21 protein-coding genes are annotated in these 19,688 nt (G+C 38.3%); 13 read left to right on the forward strand and 8 right to left on the reverse strand.

Going from position 1 to position 19,688, the window contains the following annotated elements:
- Positions 1 to 4 precede the first annotated feature (4 nt).
- The 3 genes from GJV03_RS15570 to GJV03_RS15580 all read right to left on the reverse strand — a co-directional run bounded on the left by GJV03_RS15570 (position 5) and on the right by GJV03_RS15580 (position 2,540).
- Positions 5 to 913 (reverse strand): alpha/beta hydrolase, encoded by a 909-nt coding sequence (locus GJV03_RS15570; RefSeq protein WP_154130498.1) that lies wholly within the window; start codon positions 911 to 913, stop codon positions 5 to 7.
- Positions 914 to 1,514: 601 nt separating this feature from the next.
- The gene (locus GJV03_RS15575; protein ID WP_056510794.1) at positions 1,515 to 1,973 is read right to left on the reverse strand and encodes a DUF441 domain-containing protein; all 459 of its coding nucleotides are present in this window, start codon (positions 1,971 to 1,973) and stop codon (positions 1,515 to 1,517) included.
- A 108-nt stretch (positions 1,974 to 2,081) separates the two neighbouring features.
- A complete protein-coding gene (locus GJV03_RS15580; protein WP_004720880.1) occupies positions 2,082 to 2,540 on the reverse strand; it encodes an Rrf2 family transcriptional regulator in 459 nt (152 codons plus the stop codon).
- Between the two features lie 102 nt (positions 2,541 to 2,642).
- Between GJV03_RS15580 and GJV03_RS15585 the strand changes: the two genes are divergently transcribed.
- The 3 genes from GJV03_RS15585 (at position 2,643) to GJV03_RS15595 (ending at position 4,718) form a co-directional block, all read left to right on the forward strand.
- On the forward strand, positions 2,643 to 3,551 hold the full coding sequence (locus tag GJV03_RS15585; protein WP_004720874.1) for an NAD(P)/FAD-dependent oxidoreductase: 909 nt from the start codon (positions 2,643 to 2,645) through the stop codon (positions 3,549 to 3,551).
- Between the two features lie 106 nt (positions 3,552 to 3,657).
- Positions 3,658 to 4,380 (forward strand): pseudouridine synthase, encoded by a 723-nt coding sequence (locus GJV03_RS15590; protein WP_004720873.1) that lies wholly within the window; start codon positions 3,658 to 3,660, stop codon positions 4,378 to 4,380.
- A 2-nt stretch (positions 4,381 to 4,382) separates the two neighbouring features.
- Positions 4,383 to 4,718, forward strand: a complete 336-nt coding sequence (locus GJV03_RS15595; RefSeq protein WP_105712781.1) for a peptidyl-tRNA hydrolase — start codon at positions 4,383 to 4,385, stop codon at positions 4,716 to 4,718.
- Positions 4,719 to 4,741: 23 nt separating this feature from the next.
- Here the strand turns inward: GJV03_RS15595 and GJV03_RS15600 are convergent, their stop codons facing one another.
- The 3 genes from GJV03_RS15600 to GJV03_RS15610 form a co-directional block, all read right to left on the reverse strand.
- Positions 4,742 to 5,185 carry a GNAT family N-acetyltransferase gene (locus GJV03_RS15600; protein ID WP_004720871.1) on the reverse strand — a complete coding sequence of 148 codons (444 nt, stop codon included), beginning with the start codon at positions 5,183 to 5,185 and terminating at the stop codon, positions 4,742 to 4,744.
- 94 nt (positions 5,186 to 5,279) lie between these two features.
- Complete coding sequence (locus tag GJV03_RS15605) at positions 5,280 to 5,591, reverse strand: type II toxin-antitoxin system RelB/DinJ family antitoxin (RefSeq protein WP_004720870.1); 312 nt, start codon at positions 5,589 to 5,591, stop codon at positions 5,280 to 5,282.
- A gap of 107 nt (positions 5,592 to 5,698) precedes the next feature.
- Positions 5,699 to 6,616 carry a pseudouridine synthase gene (locus GJV03_RS15610; protein ID WP_154130499.1) on the reverse strand — a complete coding sequence of 306 codons (918 nt, stop codon included), beginning with the start codon at positions 6,614 to 6,616 and terminating at the stop codon, positions 5,699 to 5,701.
- 147 nt (positions 6,617 to 6,763) lie between these two features.
- Here GJV03_RS15610 and tsaE point away from each other — a divergent pair, with 147 nt between their 5' ends.
- The 4 genes from tsaE (at position 6,764) to hfq (ending at position 10,854) form a co-directional block, all read left to right on the forward strand.
- The gene (tsaE, locus tag GJV03_RS15615; RefSeq protein ID WP_105712779.1) at positions 6,764 to 7,222 is read left to right on the forward strand and encodes a tRNA (adenosine(37)-N6)-threonylcarbamoyltransferase complex ATPase subunit type 1 TsaE; all 459 of its coding nucleotides are present in this window, start codon (positions 6,764 to 6,766) and stop codon (positions 7,220 to 7,222) included.
- A 65-nt stretch (positions 7,223 to 7,287) separates the two neighbouring features.
- A complete protein-coding gene (gene mutL / locus GJV03_RS15620) occupies positions 7,288 to 9,297 on the forward strand; it encodes a DNA mismatch repair endonuclease MutL (RefSeq protein WP_154130500.1) in 2,010 nt (669 codons plus the stop codon).
- Positions 9,298 to 9,303: 6 nt separating this feature from the next.
- A complete protein-coding gene (gene miaA, locus GJV03_RS15625) occupies positions 9,304 to 10,248 on the forward strand; it encodes a tRNA (adenosine(37)-N6)-dimethylallyltransferase MiaA (protein ID WP_004720866.1) in 945 nt (314 codons plus the stop codon).
- Positions 10,249 to 10,338: 90 nt separating this feature from the next.
- On the forward strand, positions 10,339 to 10,854 hold the full coding sequence (gene hfq / locus GJV03_RS15630; protein WP_004720864.1) for an RNA chaperone Hfq: 516 nt from the start codon (positions 10,339 to 10,341) through the stop codon (positions 10,852 to 10,854).
- Between the two features lie 132 nt (positions 10,855 to 10,986).
- Here the strand turns inward: hfq and GJV03_RS15635 are convergent, their stop codons facing one another.
- Together GJV03_RS15635 and GJV03_RS15640 are read right to left on the reverse strand one after the other, a co-directional pair.
- On the reverse strand, positions 10,987 to 12,303 hold the full coding sequence (locus tag GJV03_RS15635; RefSeq protein WP_004720862.1) for a peptidylprolyl isomerase: 1,317 nt from the start codon (positions 12,301 to 12,303) through the stop codon (positions 10,987 to 10,989).
- Entirely contained in the window at positions 12,303 to 14,753 is a 2,451-nt protein-coding gene (locus GJV03_RS15640) for an LPS-assembly protein LptD (protein WP_154130501.1), read from the reverse strand. The genes GJV03_RS15635 and GJV03_RS15640 overlap by 1 nt, the downstream gene beginning before the upstream one ends.
- A 119-nt stretch (positions 14,754 to 14,872) precedes the next feature.
- Here GJV03_RS15640 and GJV03_RS15645 point away from each other — a divergent pair, with 119 nt between their 5' ends.
- The 6 genes from GJV03_RS15645 (at position 14,873) to GJV03_RS15670 (ending at position 19,679) form a co-directional block, all read left to right on the forward strand.
- Complete coding sequence (locus GJV03_RS15645; RefSeq protein WP_004720858.1) at positions 14,873 to 15,892, forward strand: phosphotransferase; 1,020 nt, start codon at positions 14,873 to 14,875, stop codon at positions 15,890 to 15,892.
- Positions 15,889 to 16,578, forward strand: coding sequence for an N-acetylmuramate alpha-1-phosphate uridylyltransferase MurU (gene murU / locus GJV03_RS15650; RefSeq protein WP_154130502.1), 690 nt, complete (start codon positions 15,889 to 15,891; stop codon positions 16,576 to 16,578). Before GJV03_RS15645 ends, murU begins: the two co-directional genes overlap by 4 nt.
- Before the next feature lie 106 nt (positions 16,579 to 16,684).
- Positions 16,685 to 17,317 (forward strand): 16S rRNA (guanine(527)-N(7))-methyltransferase RsmG, encoded by a 633-nt coding sequence (gene rsmG / locus GJV03_RS15655; RefSeq protein ID WP_154130503.1) that lies wholly within the window; start codon positions 16,685 to 16,687, stop codon positions 17,315 to 17,317.
- A gap of 24 nt (positions 17,318 to 17,341) precedes the next feature.
- Complete coding sequence (locus tag GJV03_RS15660) at positions 17,342 to 18,124, forward strand: ParA family protein (RefSeq protein WP_004720853.1); 783 nt, start codon at positions 17,342 to 17,344, stop codon at positions 18,122 to 18,124.
- Positions 18,121 to 19,011 (forward strand): ParB/RepB/Spo0J family partition protein, encoded by an 891-nt coding sequence (locus GJV03_RS15665; protein WP_004720851.1) that lies wholly within the window; start codon positions 18,121 to 18,123, stop codon positions 19,009 to 19,011. The genes GJV03_RS15660 and GJV03_RS15665 overlap by 4 nt, the downstream gene beginning before the upstream one ends.
- 35 nt (positions 19,012 to 19,046) lie before the next feature.
- On the forward strand, positions 19,047 to 19,679 hold the full coding sequence (locus tag GJV03_RS15670; protein ID WP_154130504.1) for a MotA/TolQ/ExbB proton channel family protein: 633 nt from the start codon (positions 19,047 to 19,049) through the stop codon (positions 19,677 to 19,679).
- Positions 19,680 to 19,688 lie beyond the last annotated feature (9 nt).

The raw sequence follows: 19,688 nt of genomic DNA on the forward strand, positions 1-19,688 counted from the left end.
ATACTTATTGATAATGACTCATCACTATATTGTTATAAGCCTCTGGATGATGTAACCAAGGAATATGCCCTGAGTTTGAAAGTGTAAATACGTGTGCTGTAGGGTATCGATTGATCACAAAGTTTTTACTTGTTGTATAGATGTCCTGATCTCCATAGACAATGGTAATCTTAAAATCTGGTTTATCTAATCCAGTTAACAGCGGATATTTGATGATTTCAGGTCTGGTTTTATTGATCGGCTCTGCTTTCAGTAAATCAAAATCATCAGTGAGATCTGGATGATCTGTTGCAATAAATCCTTCATTATAGTTTTTCATGACTTGTTTAAAGAGGCGTTTATAAGCTTCATTGCTTCCAAGCGCGCCTAAAAGGCTATTTAATCCCATTTTTGTCCATGCCCAAGCACTTGTTTTGGACTTATTAAGTTGCATGACTTCTTTTTCAGTTTGCTTCCATTGCGTATTGGTACCTGAACCTGGGCTACATAAAAAAAGACTGAGTAAATTATCGGGATGTTTTTCAGCATAGATTTGTGCATAAAGTCCACCCCAAGAGTGTCCCCATAAATGAAACTTATTGATTTTATAGAACTCTCGAACAGTTTCTATATCGCTTAAATAAGCCTGCATAGAATAGTCTTTATCACGACAAGGAGATTTTTGGGTTCCTCTTTGATGAAATGTGATCACTTGAAAATAATCTTTTAAAAGATCGGCAACGGCAGAGAGATCACTTGGAAAACCAGGTCCTCCATGCAATAAAATTAGTGTCTCTTTGTCTGGATTTGGATAAACAATACTAAATAAGGTATTTCCATTATGATCGACAATGTTGCTTTGCATTTGCGTCTTATAATTTACTGATTGTAGCGTAGAAGACTGTTTTTCTATCGAATTTGCATTATTTTTCATGTCCAATATGGTTCCTCATTTTATTTGAGCAAATCAAAAAATGGTAAGGTGAACGAATCTAAAAATGTTTCTATATTGATTCTGATTTTTAAAAAGTATTTTTATACAAGCTTATATAGTAGCTTATTTATACCAGATGATAAACCCGATGAATGGGCTAAGAAAAAATCAAGCGTAGCGATGACTTGTAATTGTTTGATTAAAATATCTTGAGTTTCTATTTTGAAAACGATGATTTGTTCACTTATTTTATGATAACAAATTATTATTTATCTGATGAATAAAGATCTTTTGAAAATCAAAAAAAGATCATGAAAAGTGAGTTGTATGGGTATTGAAAGTGTGTTTTCCCTTGGGGGAAGGCTAAGCTGGGGGGATTCTATATTGATCTTTGCTTTAAAAAGGACTTATGCAAGAGTCTTAATATAATGAGTAGATTTTAAAAAATTAATCTTATTAAAGCAGTGGAAGGATGATAAATGATGCGTGAAGAATTCTAAATTTACGCTTTATCAATAGAATTACTGGCGAAAGTAAGTCTATTGATAAAATTCAGCGAGCACATTCTTTTTAGATACACAATTGGTGATTTAAAAATACTTTAAGTTTTTCCAATCAGTAAAGATAGGATTCCTGCAGCAATCAAGGGACCCACAGGAACACCTCTGAGTAATGCAACTCCAGCGACTGTTCCAATCAATAAGCCTGCAACGACATTGGGTTGGCTGGTCATTAAGGAAACGCCACGACCACCTAACCATGCAACCAATAAACCGATCGCAATGGCTGTTAATGATTTCCAATGCATAAATGATTTTAAAATGACATCACCGGGGATTTTGCCGCTGGCAATTGGAGTAAGCACGCCAATGGTTAAAATAATAATGCCGACTTCTAAACCGTGAGTTTGTAATAATGGGAAAAACTCACTTAAAGGTGTGATTCTAAAGACGATCAAAACCCCAGCTGCAATGGTGACCGCAGTATTGTGACTAAAAATACCACATGCCAATAAAACAAGGAGCACAATTAAATTTAGGTCTAGACTAGAAAGACTCATCAATATTCAGCATTAAAAATTAATATATCCATCCATTATACTGAAAAGCGGTATGTGAATTTGCCTTGTCTGGCAATGATTCACATTTAAATTCAGTCGAGTGTGGATTTAGTGGACAATAAATTTTTCAGTTTCAGCACCCAATAAATTCCATTCATACTCAAAGTCTTGTGCCAGTTTAGACAGATTTGTTGATTTAAGTTGTTGTATTAAAATGTTTTGTGCCTCTTGCATAGCTTGGTTTAAAGCTTTATTCACCACCAATTCAACCAGACAGTTGGGTGTTTCTTGTTCATTGCCAATGGCAAAAATAGTAGGTTCTCCAACAGCCTGATAAATATCAAATAAAGATATTTCCTCTAAAGCTTGTACTAAGGTCCAGCCTCCACCGGGGCCTTTGTCTGCATGGACAAAGCCTGCTTTTTTTAAACCAGACATGGTACGACGTACTACGACAGGATTGGTGTCTAACATGATTGAAATTTGTTCAGAGGTGAACGGTTTTTTTTCACGGGCCATATGTAATAGCACATGCAACATTCGAGAAAGCTTACTATCTTTACGCATAGTTCTTAAGTCAACGCTCTTTTGTTAATTGTAACATTAAAAGTTGCAATTATAAAAATAACTCAATATAGTAACTTTAAAAGTTACTTATTGGTGTTGAAAATGAACTACGATGTTGTAATTATTGGTGGGAGTTATGCAGGTTTATCAGCAGCATTACCATTGCTTCGTGCTAGAAAAAAAGTGTTAATGATTGATGCAGGCATGCGTCGTAATCGTTTTGCTGAACATTCACATAATTTCTTAACCCAAGATGGCAATACGCCAGCAGCAATTATTCGTGATGCAAAATTACAGTTAGACAAATACCAAACTTTGTCATGTATCAACGCATCCGTCACCGAAGTGAGGGCTGTCGGGGAGCAATATGAGATTCAAGTAGACCAAGCCGATGAGACGTGTACAACCATTCAAGTCAAAAAAATAATTATTGCTACAGGTATTAAAGATGATTTACCTGAAATCGATGGTTTAGCAGAACGGTGGGGGAAAAGCATTTTTCATTGTCCATACTGTGATGGCTATGAGTTAAATCTTGGAACACTTGGAATGTTATGTTCAGGTCTACATTCGATCCATATGGCATTGATGTTACCTGACTGGGGCAATACCACTTTATTTTTAAATGATGTAATTTCACAAGCTGAATTAGATCCAGTCACACTTGAGCAGCTTAAACAAAGAAATGTGAAATTGGATACACGCAAAATTGTCAAAATACACAATCATTGTGATTTAGTCTTTGAAGATGGTGAGCAGGTTCAATTAGATGGATTATTCGTCTCCACTTTTATGCGTATCAGCGCGCCTTGGATTAAAAAACTGGGGATAGTGCTTGATATAAATGAATATAGTGAAGCCATTCAAACCACAGCCATGAAAGAAACCAATCTTAAAGGGATATATGCTTGTGGGGATATCACCCGTTCAGGTGGTTCAGTTGCTTTCTCAGTTGCAGATGGAGCGCTGGCGGGTGTTGCTGTACATAAGTCATTTATCCTTAATACTTGATAAAAGCATATATTGATCATCAATAAGGCTAAAAAAGCCTGAATGTTGTTTGGGTTTCAATTCACGATACTTTAAAATGTATCGTGAATTTTTAAGGTATTAATTTATGTTCTTGGAAAAAATGTTGCAATCACAAGGCTTTGGTTCACGTAAGCATTGCCAACAACTCATTAAAAATGGTGCAATTCAAATCCAAAACGAGGTCGTTACCGACCCTAAATTTAAACTTGATACCCAAAATCTAGTATTTTCAGTCTATACCGAAACATTTCAATACCGTGAAAAAGTCTATATTGCCTTAAATAAACCGCAGGACTACGAATGTTCCCATCAATCAACACACCATTTTAGTGTTTTTGATTTATTTGATGATGTCCTTATGAACCGAGGTTTACAAACTGTTGGTCGTTTAGATCAGGACACGACAGGTTTATTGCTACTGACGGATGATGGGCAGTTTTTGCAAGCATTGACTCATCCTAAAAAGCATGTGGCTAAAGTTTATCAAATACAAACAGCAGATCCGATTACAGATGATCAGATTCAACAACTTGAACAGGGTGTAGAATTACGCAATGAAAAGGGTACCTTTGCAGCAACAGATGTACAGCGCTTGGCTGAATATGCATTACAAATCACTGTGCACCAAGGGGTTTATCATCAAGTCAAACGGATGTTGGCTGCTGTGGGGAATAAGGTTGAAAGCTTGCATCGTGCACAAGTCGGGCAATTAGCACTCAAAGACTTAGTTGAAGGTGAGTGGGTTTATTTGACAGAAGATCAGGTGAATGCTGCTAGAAATAGTCAAAATGAACAAATAGTGATTTGATCATGGCTTTAAAGCTCTATATTGCTGTTTTAGATGAAATGCCAGACTTTATGGTTCCAACCCTTGTTGCGCATGCAGTCTTGGCTGCGCACTTACAATTTGTTCAAGATGCTGATGCTGAAAGTTATAAAAATTGGTTAGAACATTCTTTTCGTAAAATTGTGGTCAAGGTGAATCAAAAAGAATTTGATAAAATTGCTCAATTAAAGTGTTATTTAGGGCATGAAAGTACAGTATTGGATGCTAAGAAATCCTGTGCAGTGGTTTTTCCTATTTCACAGGACACGGTACCCAATGTACTTAAATTCGCAAAGATGTGGAAACCTACGTTGAATTGATTGAAAAATGCATTGTAAAAAAACTACTTGAGGAAACAATGAAATGTTTGGAATTCATTGTCTTTAACAAAGCCCATTTGCTCATAGAGTTGATGTGAATGGTAATTGTTTTTCTGGGTTTCTAAACTGATCCGTTGCGCATCTTCATGACGTGCAAACAGAATTGCAGTATCAATCAGTTGTTTGGCAGAACCTTGTCGACGAAAAACAGGTGTTACATAAACATCATCTAAAATATAATACTTTGAACAAGAAACTGATGAAAAGCCTTGGTATAACAACACAAAGCCTGTAAAAACATCATCTTTTACATGAATAAAGATAACACTTTCTTGATTTTCAAAACGTTGTTTTAAAAAATTAAAGGACTCTTGGATATTGGAAGATGCGCCGTAAAATTGGCGATATTCATCAAATAAAGTAGCAAGTTGATTTAAATCTTCTTTGGTCGCTCGTCTAACGATCATTTATTACTCCTTGCAATGATTTTTATCTTTGCAAAAGAGCATAACCAAAAAATAGAAAAGTAAACTTAATTATTTGTTTAAAAATGCGACAGTGTTATTTTTTGTCACTTTCACCCAAGATGGCATTCAGCTCTGCAAATAGATCTTCGTCGTCATCATTTAAATCAACAGAAGAATTGAGTTGTCCGTTTTGTTGGTCTTGCTTAAGTTTTCTCAGCTTGAATAACTGATCCATATTGATATTTTGATTTTCTATGGCGAAAGGGATGGATTTTGTGATGACAACTTGTTTAAAAAACAGTCGAACTGCTTGTGCAGGCGTAATCCCCAATTGTTTAAAAACAGCAAATGCTAGTTTTTTTTCTTGTGAATCAAGGCGTACTTGATAGACTTCGGTTTTTCTCATGAATAGTGACCAAACAAAATTTGAGTTTGAATGCTTATTTTAATCAAAGCTTTCGGAATTTCAATGCTTAATCGTCAAAAAGTCATATATTTGTCATTACGTCAAAATTACAGTGTCAATTCATAGTCAGAACAAAAGCAATATTCGACTTGTGTAATCGGGTCAAGGAACTCAATTTTCTTGGCTAACAGCTGTAAGGGTTGTGAAAAATCAGCAGCATCTTTATGTAGAACTTGCGGGTAAAAAGGGTCATTTTTAATTGGAATATTTAACCAATTTAAATGTACTCGTAATTGATGTTGTTTACCTGTAGTCGGCTTTAGTAAGTATTTTGCCCAAATTTGATTGTGTTCAATTAGATCAATTTCGGTATATGAGTTTGATTTTCCCTCAACAACTTTCATAGTGTAAAAGGGTTCGCCCTTTTCCATTCTCAAGTCCACAGCACATGGAAATTTTAAATCAGTATTGAATTGAGCAATCGCTTGATAGGTCTTATTGACTTGCCGTTCAGCAAACATTTGTTGATATAAACCACGTGTTTGAGGCCGTTTAGAAAACAATACAATGCCAGCAGTTTCCCGATCTAAGCGATGGATTGGGGTGAGGTCTGGGTTGTTTGTGGTTTTTTTTAAACGAACTAATAAGGTTTCTTGTATATATTGCCCTGATGGGCTGATGGTTAAAAAGTGAGGCTTGTCTACGACAATTAAATCTTCATTTTCAAACAATATCTTTTCTTGAAATGGCACATGAATTTCATGGGTTAGAAATCGATAGTAGTAAAGATGGGTATTCTCTAGATAAGGCTGATCAACCGTTAATGCTTGACCTTGCATATCGATGATGAGTTGCTCTTGAAAACGTTGTTGCCATTCATTGGCTGAAATATGTGGAAAATGTTCACATAAATAACTGAATAAATTTTTAGGTAAAGCTGCTCGCTTGGGGAGATAAACTTTTGATGCAGTTACACCATCTCTCATTGGTGGTTGATATTCTGAAACAAGGGTGACGGGTTTCATAAGCGTATTTTTTATGCAGATAAGTTTAAAGTGAGTGCTCTAAGCGAGTTGGAAAGTATCAAAACATGATTTCTAAACAATGCAACATAGGTTTTAAAGTCACGCAATGCTATCATATTGTCTGGTTTGAATCATGTCGTGAGCGTTATGCAATATTCATATAAATTAAGTCTGAGCAATGAACAAGACACCGAAATGTTGGCACAAAAGTTAGCTCAACATATTGCAAAAGGCGTGATTTATTTAATCGGTGACTTGGGGGCAGGTAAAACCACACTTACACGCTATTGGTTGCAAAGTTTAGGTCATCAAGGTGCGGTTAAAAGTCCAACATATACCTTGGTGGAACCTTATAATATCAATGCGAAAGAGGTGTTTCATTTTGACTTATACCGTTTAAATGATCCTTATGAGCTTGAATTGATGGGTATTCGTGATTATTTAGAGGTCGAGAATGCTTTATTCTTATTTGAATGGCCTTCTAAGGGCGGTGATGAAATTCCACAGCCAGATCACGTCATTCGCATTTTAAAAACAGAAGATGAAGCTGCACGAGAAGTGGTCATTGAAAGTATTTCTGCTGAATTGATTGAAGCGTTGACTTGATCAATGTTTTCAGCATTTTAAGTCCATCATATATTTTAATTTATTTAAATTTTTAGGTTAATTGAATGCAACGCGAAGATATCAGTTTAAGACGTATCCAAAATCTAGATCCAGCACTGGCCAACCAAATTGCTGCAGGTGAGGTGATTGAACGACCATCATCGGTAGTGAAAGAGTTGCTTGAAAACTCGATTGATGCAGGTGCGACTGAGCTGATTATTCGTGTGGCAAATGGCGGCAGTACCCTGATTGAAATTATTGACAATGGTCGAGGTATTCACGCTGAGGATCTAGCACTTTCAGTCACCCGTCATGCAACCAGTAAAATTCAATCTGCTGAAGATTTACATGCAATTGTGAGTTTGGGCTTTCGTGGAGAGGCGCTTGCATCTATCGCAGCGGTTTCGCGTTTAACCTTAACCAGTAGTCAGGATGATTCAGGTGTCGGTTACCAACTGGAAGTCAATGGTACAGCATTTGATCATCAAGATATTCAAGCGGTAGCAACCCAACAAGGTACACATATCCGTATTCAGGATTTGTTTTTTAATGTGCCTGCGCGGCGTAAATTTTTAAAGAAACCAAGTACTGAATTTGGTCATATTGAAGAAATTGTACGTCGAATGGCACTTACGCATTTCGATATCCGCTTTGTTTTAGAACATAATGATAATATTCGCCTTAATTTGCCGATTGCAGATAGTGGTGAGCTAAGATTTCAACGGGTACAGCAATTATTAGGTCGCCAATTCACTGAAAATGCTTACTGGATAGATGCAGACAGTATTAGTATGCGTTTATCAGGCTGGTTAGGACATCCTTCAGATGCGCGTGCACAAGCCGATTTGCAATATGTCTATGTGAATGGTCGTATCGTCAAAGATAAAACCATTTCTCATGCTTTGCGTATGGCATACGATGGTATTTTGCATGGGCATCAACATGCTGCGTATTTGCTGTTTTTAGAAGTTGATCCTGAAAATATTGATGTGAATGTGCATCCAACCAAGCATGAAATTCGCTTCCTTAATCAGCGTGAAGTGCATGAGTTTGTACGACATTTTGCTAAAGACACCTTATCTCAATTCCAAACTGCAACTGCGGATTTATCTTCTGCAATGAAGCAGGATGGAGCAACAGAAAATCAAACATTGCCAGCACAGCCGCGTTATCAGGAACAATTTCATTTACATCGCAATGCGCCAGCTGAGCAAGATGTAAGTGATCAAAATAGCCGAAGCAATTCAGATGGGTCTATACAGCATAGTGGTCTAACAGATTTTAGTGATGCACATGCCCAAACAGTCAATTATTCCCACTATGAACCACAACAGCAGTATCGTGGCACTCAACAACTCAATAACGCCTTGAAAAGCTATTTAGCCCCTTTACGTGAGTCTGGGGATGCTGATCAAGAATTAACAGATCAAGCGTCCTATGAGCGATCTGTACAAGAAATCCAAAATAAACAGGTCCATCAGGTTGATGAATATCCATTGGGAATTGCAATAGCGCAATTACATGGAATTTATATTCTTGCACAGAATACGGAAGGCCTGATTATTGTCGATATGCATGCAGCGCATGAACGTATTTTGCTACAACAAATGAAATCTGCATGGGATAAACCAGAATTTTGGACCTCACAGCAGTTGCTTATTCCTAAAGTCATTTCGATTACCCGTATGCAGGCAACCCGTGTTGATGATTTAAAACCACAGTTGGAACGCTTAGGTCTAGAAATTGATCAATATGGTGATGATCAAGTGATTGTACGTGGTGTGCCTGCGATTTTACATAAAGCAGATTTTGAATCCTTGGTACCTGAATTACTCAATGATTTAGATCCAAATGATGAAGCGCAGGCGCTACAGCAAAAGCGTGATCAAATTTTAGCAGGCATGGCATGCCATGGTGCAGTGCGTGCTCATCGAATGCTGAGTCTTTCCGAAATGAATGCTTTGTTGCGTCAAATGGAACACACAGAATTTGCCAGTCAGTGTAATCATGGTCGACCAACATGGCGAGCATTTCCATTACCCCAATTAGATAAATTATTTGCTCGAGGAGAGTAGTTGTACATGTCAAATCAATTGCCCGTCATCAATTTAATGGGACCAACCGCAAGCGGTAAAACTGCTTTGGCATGTGAACTGTATGATCATGGGAATTATGAGCTTATTTCTGTAGATTCTGCCTTGGTCTATAAAGATATGGATATTGGTACTGCAAAGCCAACCAAAGCGGAGCAGGAGCGTTATCCGCATCATTTGATTGATATTATTACCCCACTTGAGGTTTATTCCGCTGCTGAATTTGTCGAGGATGCTTGTCAACTGATTGATGATATCCATGCACGCGGTAAAACACCTATTTTAGTTGGCGGTACAATGCTATATTTTAAAGCGTTGCTTGAGGGGCTTTCTACAAATTTACCGAGTGCTGATTACGCGATTCGTGCTGCGATTGAGTTAAAAGGTGAAACGGAAGGCTGGCAATCGGTGTATGATGAATTAAAATCTGTTGATGTATTGGCAGGTGAAAAATTTAAAGTCAGTGATAAGCAAAGAATCATTCGCGCTTTAGAAGTGTATAAAATTACTGGTCGTCCGATTACTCAACTACAGGCGGAACAACCGAAGAATCAACCGTACCGATATGATTTTCATAATTATGCTTTATTGCCTGATCGCCTAGAGCTGCACAAGAGAATTGAACTTCGTTTGGAAAAAATGTGGGAAATCGGATTTTTAAATGAGGTTGAAAATCTTATGAAAAAATACGATCTCGAAGAAAATTTACCTTCTTCACGCTCTGTTGGATACCGACAAGCGATAGATTTTTTAAAAAACAGTGATTTGAGTCAAGAAAGTGAGCGTCAAATGAAGGATAAAGCACTATTTGCGACACGACAATTAGCAAAACGTCAATACACATGGTTACGATCTTTGCAAGAAACACACTCTTTTCAAACTTTTTTTACGATAAACCAAGCACAAGAAGACTTGCGAAACTTATACGGATAAAGCAAAATTTAACAACTACCTTTTTTATAAATTTTAATTGAAAAATAAAGGTAGTTTTTGCGCTGATTTTAATTTTTTTTGGAGTATAAAATGTCTAAAGGTCAAACTTTACAAGATCCGTTCTTAAATTCTCTCCGTAAAGAACGTATTCCTGTTTCTATTTTTCTTGTAAACGGTATTAAATTACAAGGTCATATTGAATCTTTTGACCAGTATGTTGTTTTGTTGAAAAACACAGTAAGCCAAATGGTTTATAAGCATGCTATTTCAACTGTAGTACCTGCACGTAATCCACGTCCTGCTGGTGCTCCTGCTGGTGCTCAAGGTGCTGCTGGTGGCTTCGGTGGTCAAGCTGGCGGCTTCGGCGGTCAAGCTGGTGGCTTCGGTGGTCAAGGTGGCTTCGGTGGTCAACAAGGCGGCTTTGGTGGTCAACAAGGCGGTTTCGGTGGTCAAGGTGGTTTCGGTAGCCAAGGTGGCTTCGGTGGTCAAGGTGGCTTCGGTGGTCAAGGCGGCTTCGGTGGTCAAGGCGGCTTTGGCGGTCAAGGTACTGACTTTGGCGGCGAAACAAAATTTGAAGATTCACAAGAAGATGAAAACAATCGTTAATTTCTTGATTTAACAAGAACGATTGTAAAAGAGACGCCAAATTGGCGTCTCTTTTTTATTGGTGTTGCTAAATTTAGAGATAAAAAAACCAGTGCAAAAGCACTGGTTTTAATTTAACGACTTAGCACAGACTTAACTTTCATTTTTCTTTGGATCTAGGCTTGGGTCTTTGATTTCAATGTAAGTATTTGCACGTAACTCTCTTAACCAGCCATCATATTCTGATTCGAATTGACGTTCGCCTAAAATTTGGCGAGCCATACGCTTTTGGTACTCTGAGGTCATATCTTGTTGACGTGTGCCTGTAACTTGGAGAATATGCCAGCCAAATTGAGTTTGAAATGGTTTACTGATTTCGTTGACTGGCGAACTTTGCATGAGTTTGTCAAATTCAGGAACCATCATGCCAGGGCTTACCCAACCAAGGCTTCCGCCATCACGAGCAGAACCAGGGTCATTTGAATAGGTTGAAGCAAGCGTAGCAAAATCATCGCCCGCTTTTAAGCGGTTATAAATACTGTCAATGGTTTGCTTTGCATTTTCAGGGCTAACAACTTCTGATGTTTTAATCAAAATATGACGCGTATTAAATTGCGGAACTAAAGCTTTTTGCTCATTCGATTTTTTTTCTAATAATTTTAAAACATGAACGCCGTCTTTTGCTGGAATTAAGTCAGTGGTTTGTCCTGGCTCAAGAGTCGTAACACGTGCAGCAAGATCTGTTGGAATATCTGAAAGCGGACGGAAGCCCATATCAGCACCATCGACTTTAACTTGGGCTGTGCTAAATTTCTTTTCTAAGCTTTTAACGTCATTGCTGTCTTTTAAGTCAGTACGAACTGCTTTTGCAATACTTTCTAACTCACTTGCAGGCGCTTCTCCTGAAATACGCATATGTAGTACATGGACTTGACTACCAACAGCAGCTTGACCTTCAGGTGATTTTAAGAAGTTTTCAACATCAAGGTCAGTGATCTTGATACGAGACATCACTTGTTGTTGACTCAATCGTTGAATGAGTAAATCTTCTGCAACACGGTTACGAAGTAATTCATAGGTACCGGGTGCAACAGCATCTAATTTTTTTTGAAAAGCTTCTAAAGAATTTGCACCAGATTGTTGAGCAACTTTTAATACGGCTTCATTTAAGCTTTTTTCATCTGCTTTTAAGCCATACTTCTTTACTTGTTCAAGCTGTGCATCATGGGTGATGAGCTGACTCAGTACTTGCTGTTGCAGAATGTTTTGTGGTGGGATTTCTTTCTTTTGTGCCTGAAGTCGATGTGTCGCTTCAGCAACACCTTGGTCTAAATCACTTTTTAAAATTGCTGTAGAACCAACAATTGCAATGATTTGGTCCTGCGGAGCAGCATAAACTGATACCGAGGTGGAGATGAGTAAAGCTAAGGTTGATGCTTTAAATAATTTTTTAAATTTTTGCGTCTTCATTAATGTGTCCAAGATTGATTAGCTTTATCAAAACCTAAAATACGATTTTCAAGTAATGAACTTAACTTGTTGTTCAAACCACCAAGTCCTTTTAGTGTGATCTCAGCCATCACTGCGCGTTTTGGCTTTGTATCAGGAAGAGAAACGTCATCTAGATCATTAAAGTACGAGCGACCATAGACGGAAATTCCCCAACAACAAGATTCATAATTCACACCCAATAAATATTCGCGTGCGACATGGTTGTCAAGGTCATATTGAACATGCCCCATAATACGCCAGTTGTCTTTTACAGGCTGTATAAATGATGCAACTGCTTGATCATATTCTCGTTGACGGTCAGGAAGGTTATTGCGATAAAAATAACCGACGTTATAAAGGTTTCCACGCTGGCCTGTATAATACAGTTGGAAGTCATGTTGTGCGCTATCACCATTTGACATCCACGCTGAGTTGGTACTCAATGTGAAGTTTTGTGAAAGTTGGCTAGAAAGACTCAGCACAGGGCCGGTATGTTTTTCTCTGTCTAAATCATCAGTATTGTTAAGCAGTGTAACTTTTCGATCATCAAAATAATAACTTTGACCAATACTGGCTCTTAAACGCTCTAAGCCCACCGTATCAAATAAACTATAACTTAAGCCTAAAGATAAAAAGTTATTGTCTTCTAAGCGGTCGTGTCCATAAAAGCGGTACGGGCTAAACAATTGATCATAGCTGATAGAAGCTGTTGTTGAATCAAAGTTTGGATAACCTGTTTGATTTTTATATGGTGCATAAGCGTAGAAAGCACGAGGTGTAATAGTCTGGAGGAATTTCCCGTCCTTTTCAAAAGTTAAACCCGTATCCAAGGTAAATTGAGGAACAACAACGGATTTATTTTTGCTATCTTGGCTTTGGTTATTTAAGTTAAGTTGATCTACCGTGGTTTGATCATAGAAAGTATTTAAACTACGTACAGAAACTTCAGGGATCACAAAAGACCATGGATTGCGGAAATTATAACGTGTCGCAAATTGGTTATATAAACGTGTACCACTTGGCTGGTTGTTATAATCAGCGTCGTTGATGTCTTTTTGGAAATACGCAGTATCGTTATTAAATTCGTATTCCAAACCTTGCGGATTTCCAGCGACATAGTTCAGTAAAAACTGTGGTAGGCGGGCATATGGCTTATCTACATCTTTGATGGTTTTATCAAGTGTTTGAAAGTCTTCAACTTTAAGCTGAGCTTTTAACCCAGGAATACCGTGATTGTAGTTAAGTTCCCAAGCGCGGCGTTGGTTAAGCTCTGTGCGAGAATTTGGATTGCTATCTAGATCTGAGAAGAAGTCTTTATCAGAAACATAGTTATATTCTAAATTGGTTGACCACTGTTTGGTGATATCCCACTTGTGTAGGAAATGGAGGTCTTTACGATCTTCATCATTATAGTCGCGGTCAGAGGGTAAGTAACTTCCCCAGACGCTACCAGCACCAAAGTTCTCAGTCAAGTAGCGAAATTCACCTTGAGCCATAAGACCACGGTCAGTAATCAGTCGTGGTGTAATGGTGGCATCATAATTAGGTGCCAAATTTAAATAAACAGGAACTGCGAGTTCAAAACCGCCATCATTGGTAAAGCCGAAACTCGGGCTTAAAATCCCGGTTGTACGGCGGTCATCGATCGGGAAGTTAAAGTATGGAACTGCGAGTACAGGCACATCCTTAACATAAAGTTTAGTCCCGCGCGTTACACCACGACCAGTATCTTGATCCAATTCAATTTTATTGGCCTGAATTTTCCAAGTGGGTTTTTCATCAGGTGGGCAGGTGGTATAGGTTGCATTTTCAAGGATGATATTGGTTGGTGAGGTTCTTTCTATTTTTTCTGCATGACCATGTGCATGGGTCAATTCTGCAATATAGAAACTATTATTTAACTGACCAGTTTCATCTTTCAGGTTGTAATCAATCTGATCACTTTGCGCGATGATACCACCTTGCGCCATTTGTACATTGCCTTTCGCTTTGGCGAAAGTTTGTGTTTTATCAATGGTCACTTCATCAGCACGGATCATACGTCCAGATTGGTCAATGACCACATCACCAGACAGGAAAGAGTCACCATTGGGATTGTAATACCCATTATCTGCGGTAATCACAGATGAGGCTTCTTCTGGATTTGTCGATTTAGTTTGAGTACTAAAAGGCGTTACCCAGACACCTTCACAATAACGGCTACTTGGATTTTTTAAATCACGTACCTGTGCTTTAGGTGAGTTTTTGTCCACATAATATTGTTCAAAGAAATTTTGTCCTGCAAAGCTTTCTTTGATGGCTGCATTCAGTTGCTTATTATTAACTTCAGAAACAGTGTCTGTCGATTCAGCATAGCTGGATACTGAACTCCCACAAAGAAGTGTCAAAATAGCAGTCGCTAAAGGATTAAATTTAAACTGATGCTTCATTTGTCTCATTAACCAAATATGCTAATCGCAATTAATTATTGTCGCATCATAGAGAAAAAGTCGATAAGTAGCTACACTTAGCACTTCAAAAATTCAGCCTGAATTAGATTAAATTGCAAATGAATACACAACGTGAACAATTGATACAAACATGGTTAACATCTGTACTCAGTTCAGATCAATTTGAAATCAATTTTTTAGCAGGCGATGCGAGTTTCCGTCGTTATGCACGAATTACCTTGAATAATAAAACATTTATGCTTATGGATGCACCTCCTGAGAAGGAAGATTGTCGTCCTTTTGTTGCGATTGATGAATTCTTTGACACAAATGGGGTGCGTGTACCTCATATTGTTGCCAAGGACTTAGATCAAGGTTTGTTGTTACTTGAAGATTTTGGCGATGTATTGCTATCTACACAATTGAATGATCAAACGGTAGATGCACATTATGCGCAAAGTTTTAAGCAGTTGGTGCAGTTGCAGTCGATTGTCGCTGATTCATCACAATTGCCAGCATATGCCTATGAAAAGCTGATCTCAGAAATGGAATTGTTAACGGATTGGTTGTTACCATCATTAGCAATCCAAGTGACAGATGAAGAACATGCTTTAATTAAAAGAACTTTTGCTATCCTTGCCAATGCAGCTTTGGCACAACCTCAAGTAATCGTACATCGTGATTTCCATAGTCGTAACCTGATGATTCTTGAAGGTGAGAAAGACCAAGGTGTGATTGATTTTCAAGACGCAGTGATCGGTGCGGATACTTATGACTTGATTTCGATTACCCGTGATGCCTACGTACAGTGGGGTCCTGAGCGTGTGTATGAGTGGTTTAAAGTGTTTTATGACTTGTTGCCAGAATCTGCGAAGCAAGATCGTGATTTTGATCAATTCAAACAAGATGCTGACTTTATGGCAATTCAGCGTCATATCAAAATTTTAGGTATTTTCGTTCGTTTGTTTGAGCGTGATGGTAAGTCTGGTTATCTCAAGGACTTGCCTCGTGTCATGTGGTACTTACTGGAAGAGTCAAAACCTTACCCAGAATTACAATCGTTTATGCGTTTTATCCATGCACGGGTTTTGCCGAAATTTGAAGAAAAATATGGCGCATATGAGGTGGTTGCAGCATGAAAGCGATGATTTTAGCTGCTGGTCTAGGCAATAGAATGCGACCTTTGACCCTCTATAAGCCAAAGCCTTTGTTGGAAGTAGGCGGCAAAGCACTAATTGTATGGCATATTGAAAAATTAAAAAAAATTGGCGTGACTGAAATCGTGATTAACTCTGCATGGTTGGCAGATATTCTGATTGGCACCTTGGGTGATGGCTCACAATTTGGTGTGACTATACGCTGGACGCGTGAAGATGAGGGCTTGGAAACCGCAGGTGGGATTATCAATGCCTTAGCGCTTCTCGGTGATCAACCTTTTATTCTGGTCAATGGTGATGTATGGACCACTTTTGATTTTGCATCATTATTAGATATCAATCTTGCCGATGATCTTGCACATTTGGTTTTTGTCAATAATCCTGAACAGCATCCACAGGGTGATTTTACCTTGGCAAATGGTCGTGCTTATACCTTTGAGCAAAATCAGCAAGGTGAAAATTTAACTTATAGTGGTGTCGCTGTGATTAACCCAAAAATGTTTGATGGTCTGGAACAGGGTAAAAGACCACTTGCACCTTTGCTTAAACAAGGCATGCTAGACGGTAAAATCTCGGCTGAGAAAATGCAGGCAGCGTGGGTTGATGTGGGTACACCTGAGCGTTTAACAGCCTTGGATTTGCAAATAAGACAGGGTGAGTATAGTTAAGTGAGGATAAATACGCCTAAGTGCGTATTAACTCATCGTTAACTACTGTTCCACGGGCGAGAAATAGGTATACTTTCAGCTAACTTTTTAGAGATGTTATTTGATCATGCATCCATTTTTTCAAGAGTTAATGCAAGGCAGTCTAAAGCTTGGCTTAAAACTTAGTGATGAAGCATTAGGATTATTGTTGCAATATCAAGATGCACTCGTCCTGTGGAACAAAGCTTATAACTTAACGGCCATTCGTGATCCAAAAGAAATGTTGGTTAAACATTTATTGGATAGCTTAAGTATTTTAAATGATTTACCCGCTGGTCGTTTACTCGATATTGGTACAGGCGGGGGTATGCCAGGGATGATCATTGCACTGTGCCAACCTGAACGCCAATGTGTTTTGTTGGATTCAAATGGTAAGAAAATTCGTTTTCTGAAACAGTTTATTGCAGATTTAAAACTAAAAAATGTTGTCGCAGTTCAGACACGTGTAGAAAATGAAGATAGTATCCATGATCTAGGGCAATTTGATGTGATCACCAGTCGTGCATTTGCTTCATTGACAGATTTTGTGACAGCTTCAGAACCTTATATGCATGAACGCAGTATCATTGCGTCAATGAAAGGTTTGATTCCCACTGAAGAAGTTGATGCTTTAAAAGACAAGTGGAGTTGTGACATTATTGAATTGCATGTACCTCGATTGGACGAACAACGTCATTTACTTTTATTAAAACAGATTTAAAACAGACTAAGGGTTGGGGTTACCATGGCTCAAATTATTGCTATCGCAAACCAGAAAGGTGGCGTAGGTAAAACCACGACAGCCGTGAATTTGGCTGCCTCTTTGGCAGTGTTGAAAAAGCGTGTTTTATTGGTGGATATGGACTCACAGGGTAATGCTACCATGGGGTCGGGTATTCAAAAAAATGATTTGTTGTATTCAGTCACCGATGTACTTCTGGGTGAAGTACCGATTGAAACTGCAATTAGTAAAGCTGAAGTTGGCTATAAAGTGCTTGGCTCAAATCGTGATTTGGCAGGTGTTGAGCTGGCAATTGCAGAGCAAGATGGACGTGAGTTTATTTTGCGTAACGCTTTACAGCAGATTGAAAAAGACTTTGATTATATTATTGTTGATTGTGCACCAAGTTTAAGTTTAATTACGGTCAATGCTTTAGCCGCAGTCGATGCAGTGATTATTCCAATGCAATGTGAGTATTATGCATTAGAAGGATTGGCAGATCTGACCCAGACCATTGATAAAATTCAGCAGGCTTTAAACCCTGAATTGGAAATTATTGGGGTGCTTCGTACCATGTATGATGCGCGTAATGCACTCACTCGTGATGTTTCTGCCGAATTAGAACAGTATTTTGGTAAGAAACTTTATGATACAGTGATTCCGCGTAATGTGCGGTTGGCCGAAGCGCCAGCACATGGATTACCGATTATTTATTTTGAGAAAAGCTCTAAAGGTGCAATTGCATATTTAAATTTAGCAGCTGAAATGTTGAAAAAGAGTAAAGTGAAAAAAGGAAATAAAGCATGACCGTGAAAAAAAGAGGGTTGGCAAAGGGTCGTGGCTTAGATGCATTATTAGGTTCAATCCAAAAAGAAAAACTACAACTTGAAGTCCAAGCATTGGATCATGGCCAATTAAAACAGATGGATGTAACCCAATTAAAACGCGGTGCATATCAACCCCGTCGTTTTATTGGTGAGCAGGATTTACAAGAACTTGCTGCATCGATTAAAAAACATGGTGTAATGCAGCCGATTGTGATTCGTCCTATTGAAAATGACGAAACTCCCTATGAAATCATTGCAGGTGAACGTCGCTGGCGTGCTGCGCAATTGGCGGGTTTAACTGAAATCCCTGCAATTGTACGTGATTTGACCGATCAGGTTGCGATTGCCTTGGCATTGATCGAAAATATTCAACGTCAAGATTTAAACCCTGTTGATCAAGCACTAGCATTACAACGTTTTCATGAAGAATTTGGGCTTAGCCATCAAGAAATTGCAGATACTGTAGGTAAAGCACGCACTACCGTAAGTAATTTATTGCGCTTATTAAGTCTAGAAGATGAAATCAAAGATTTAATGCAACAAGGTTTATTAGACATGGGGCATGCCCGTGCGATATTGACCCTAAAAGCTAAAGATCAATTGCAAATTGCAAAAATCGTGATTGATAAGAGTTTATCTGTCCGTCAAACCGAGCAATTGGTGCGTGATTGGAATACACCAAAGCAGGAAAAATCTAAAGATCCACTTGCGCCAGATGTACAACAACTGACTCAGAAATTGTCAGAACGTTTTAGTGCAAGTGTAAAATTAGACTATAACAAACAGGGTAAAGGAAAGCTGGTCATCAGTTATAACTCTCTTGATGAGTTAGATGGAATTTTAAATATCTGTTTACCAGAACAATAATGTTTAAGCGATTTAATTAAATTGGGGAACTAAAGATGTGGGAACTTGTTAAAGCCGGCGGTTGGTTAATGCTGCCATTGGTTTTATGTTCAATTTTTACTGTTGCGATTTCAATCGAGAGATTTATACGGCTGAAACGATCTTTAGTTCTACCTAAGTCGCTTATGATGCAAAAAAGTCGCAATGTTGACGATGTTTTAGATGAAATGGAACAAGATCAAGCTGTTTGCCAAACTGCATTGGGCTATATTTTTAAAGATGGTATAGATGCTTACGCTCAAGGTGAAGCATTTGCACGTGCTCAGATGGAAGCGACTGCTTCACGCGAAATTGGATATTTAGAAAAAAATATCAATTTCTTAGGTACATTGAGCGCTGTTGCACCGTTATTGGGTCTATTGGGCACAGTGATTGGAATTATCGAATCCTTTTTAGTCATTGATTTAGGTACGAATGCCAATCCAACCATGATGATTCCTGGTATTTCTAAGGCATTAATTACCACAGCTGCCGGTATGGTGATTGCTATTCCAGCACTATTTGCCTACCGTTATTTTCAGCGCCTAGTTCAGGAATATGTGGCTGAACTCGAGCAACAGTCGACTTTATTTCATGCCGCCTTATTTTTTCAGAAACACCTTGAAAATGAAAAAAAGAAAGCTGGTTAAATCCGTTTT

The organism is Acinetobacter sp. RIT698 (genome assembly GCF_009668065.1).
In the GTDB taxonomy this organism is placed as follows: Bacteria; Pseudomonadota; Gammaproteobacteria; order Pseudomonadales; family Moraxellaceae; genus Acinetobacter; species Acinetobacter guillouiae.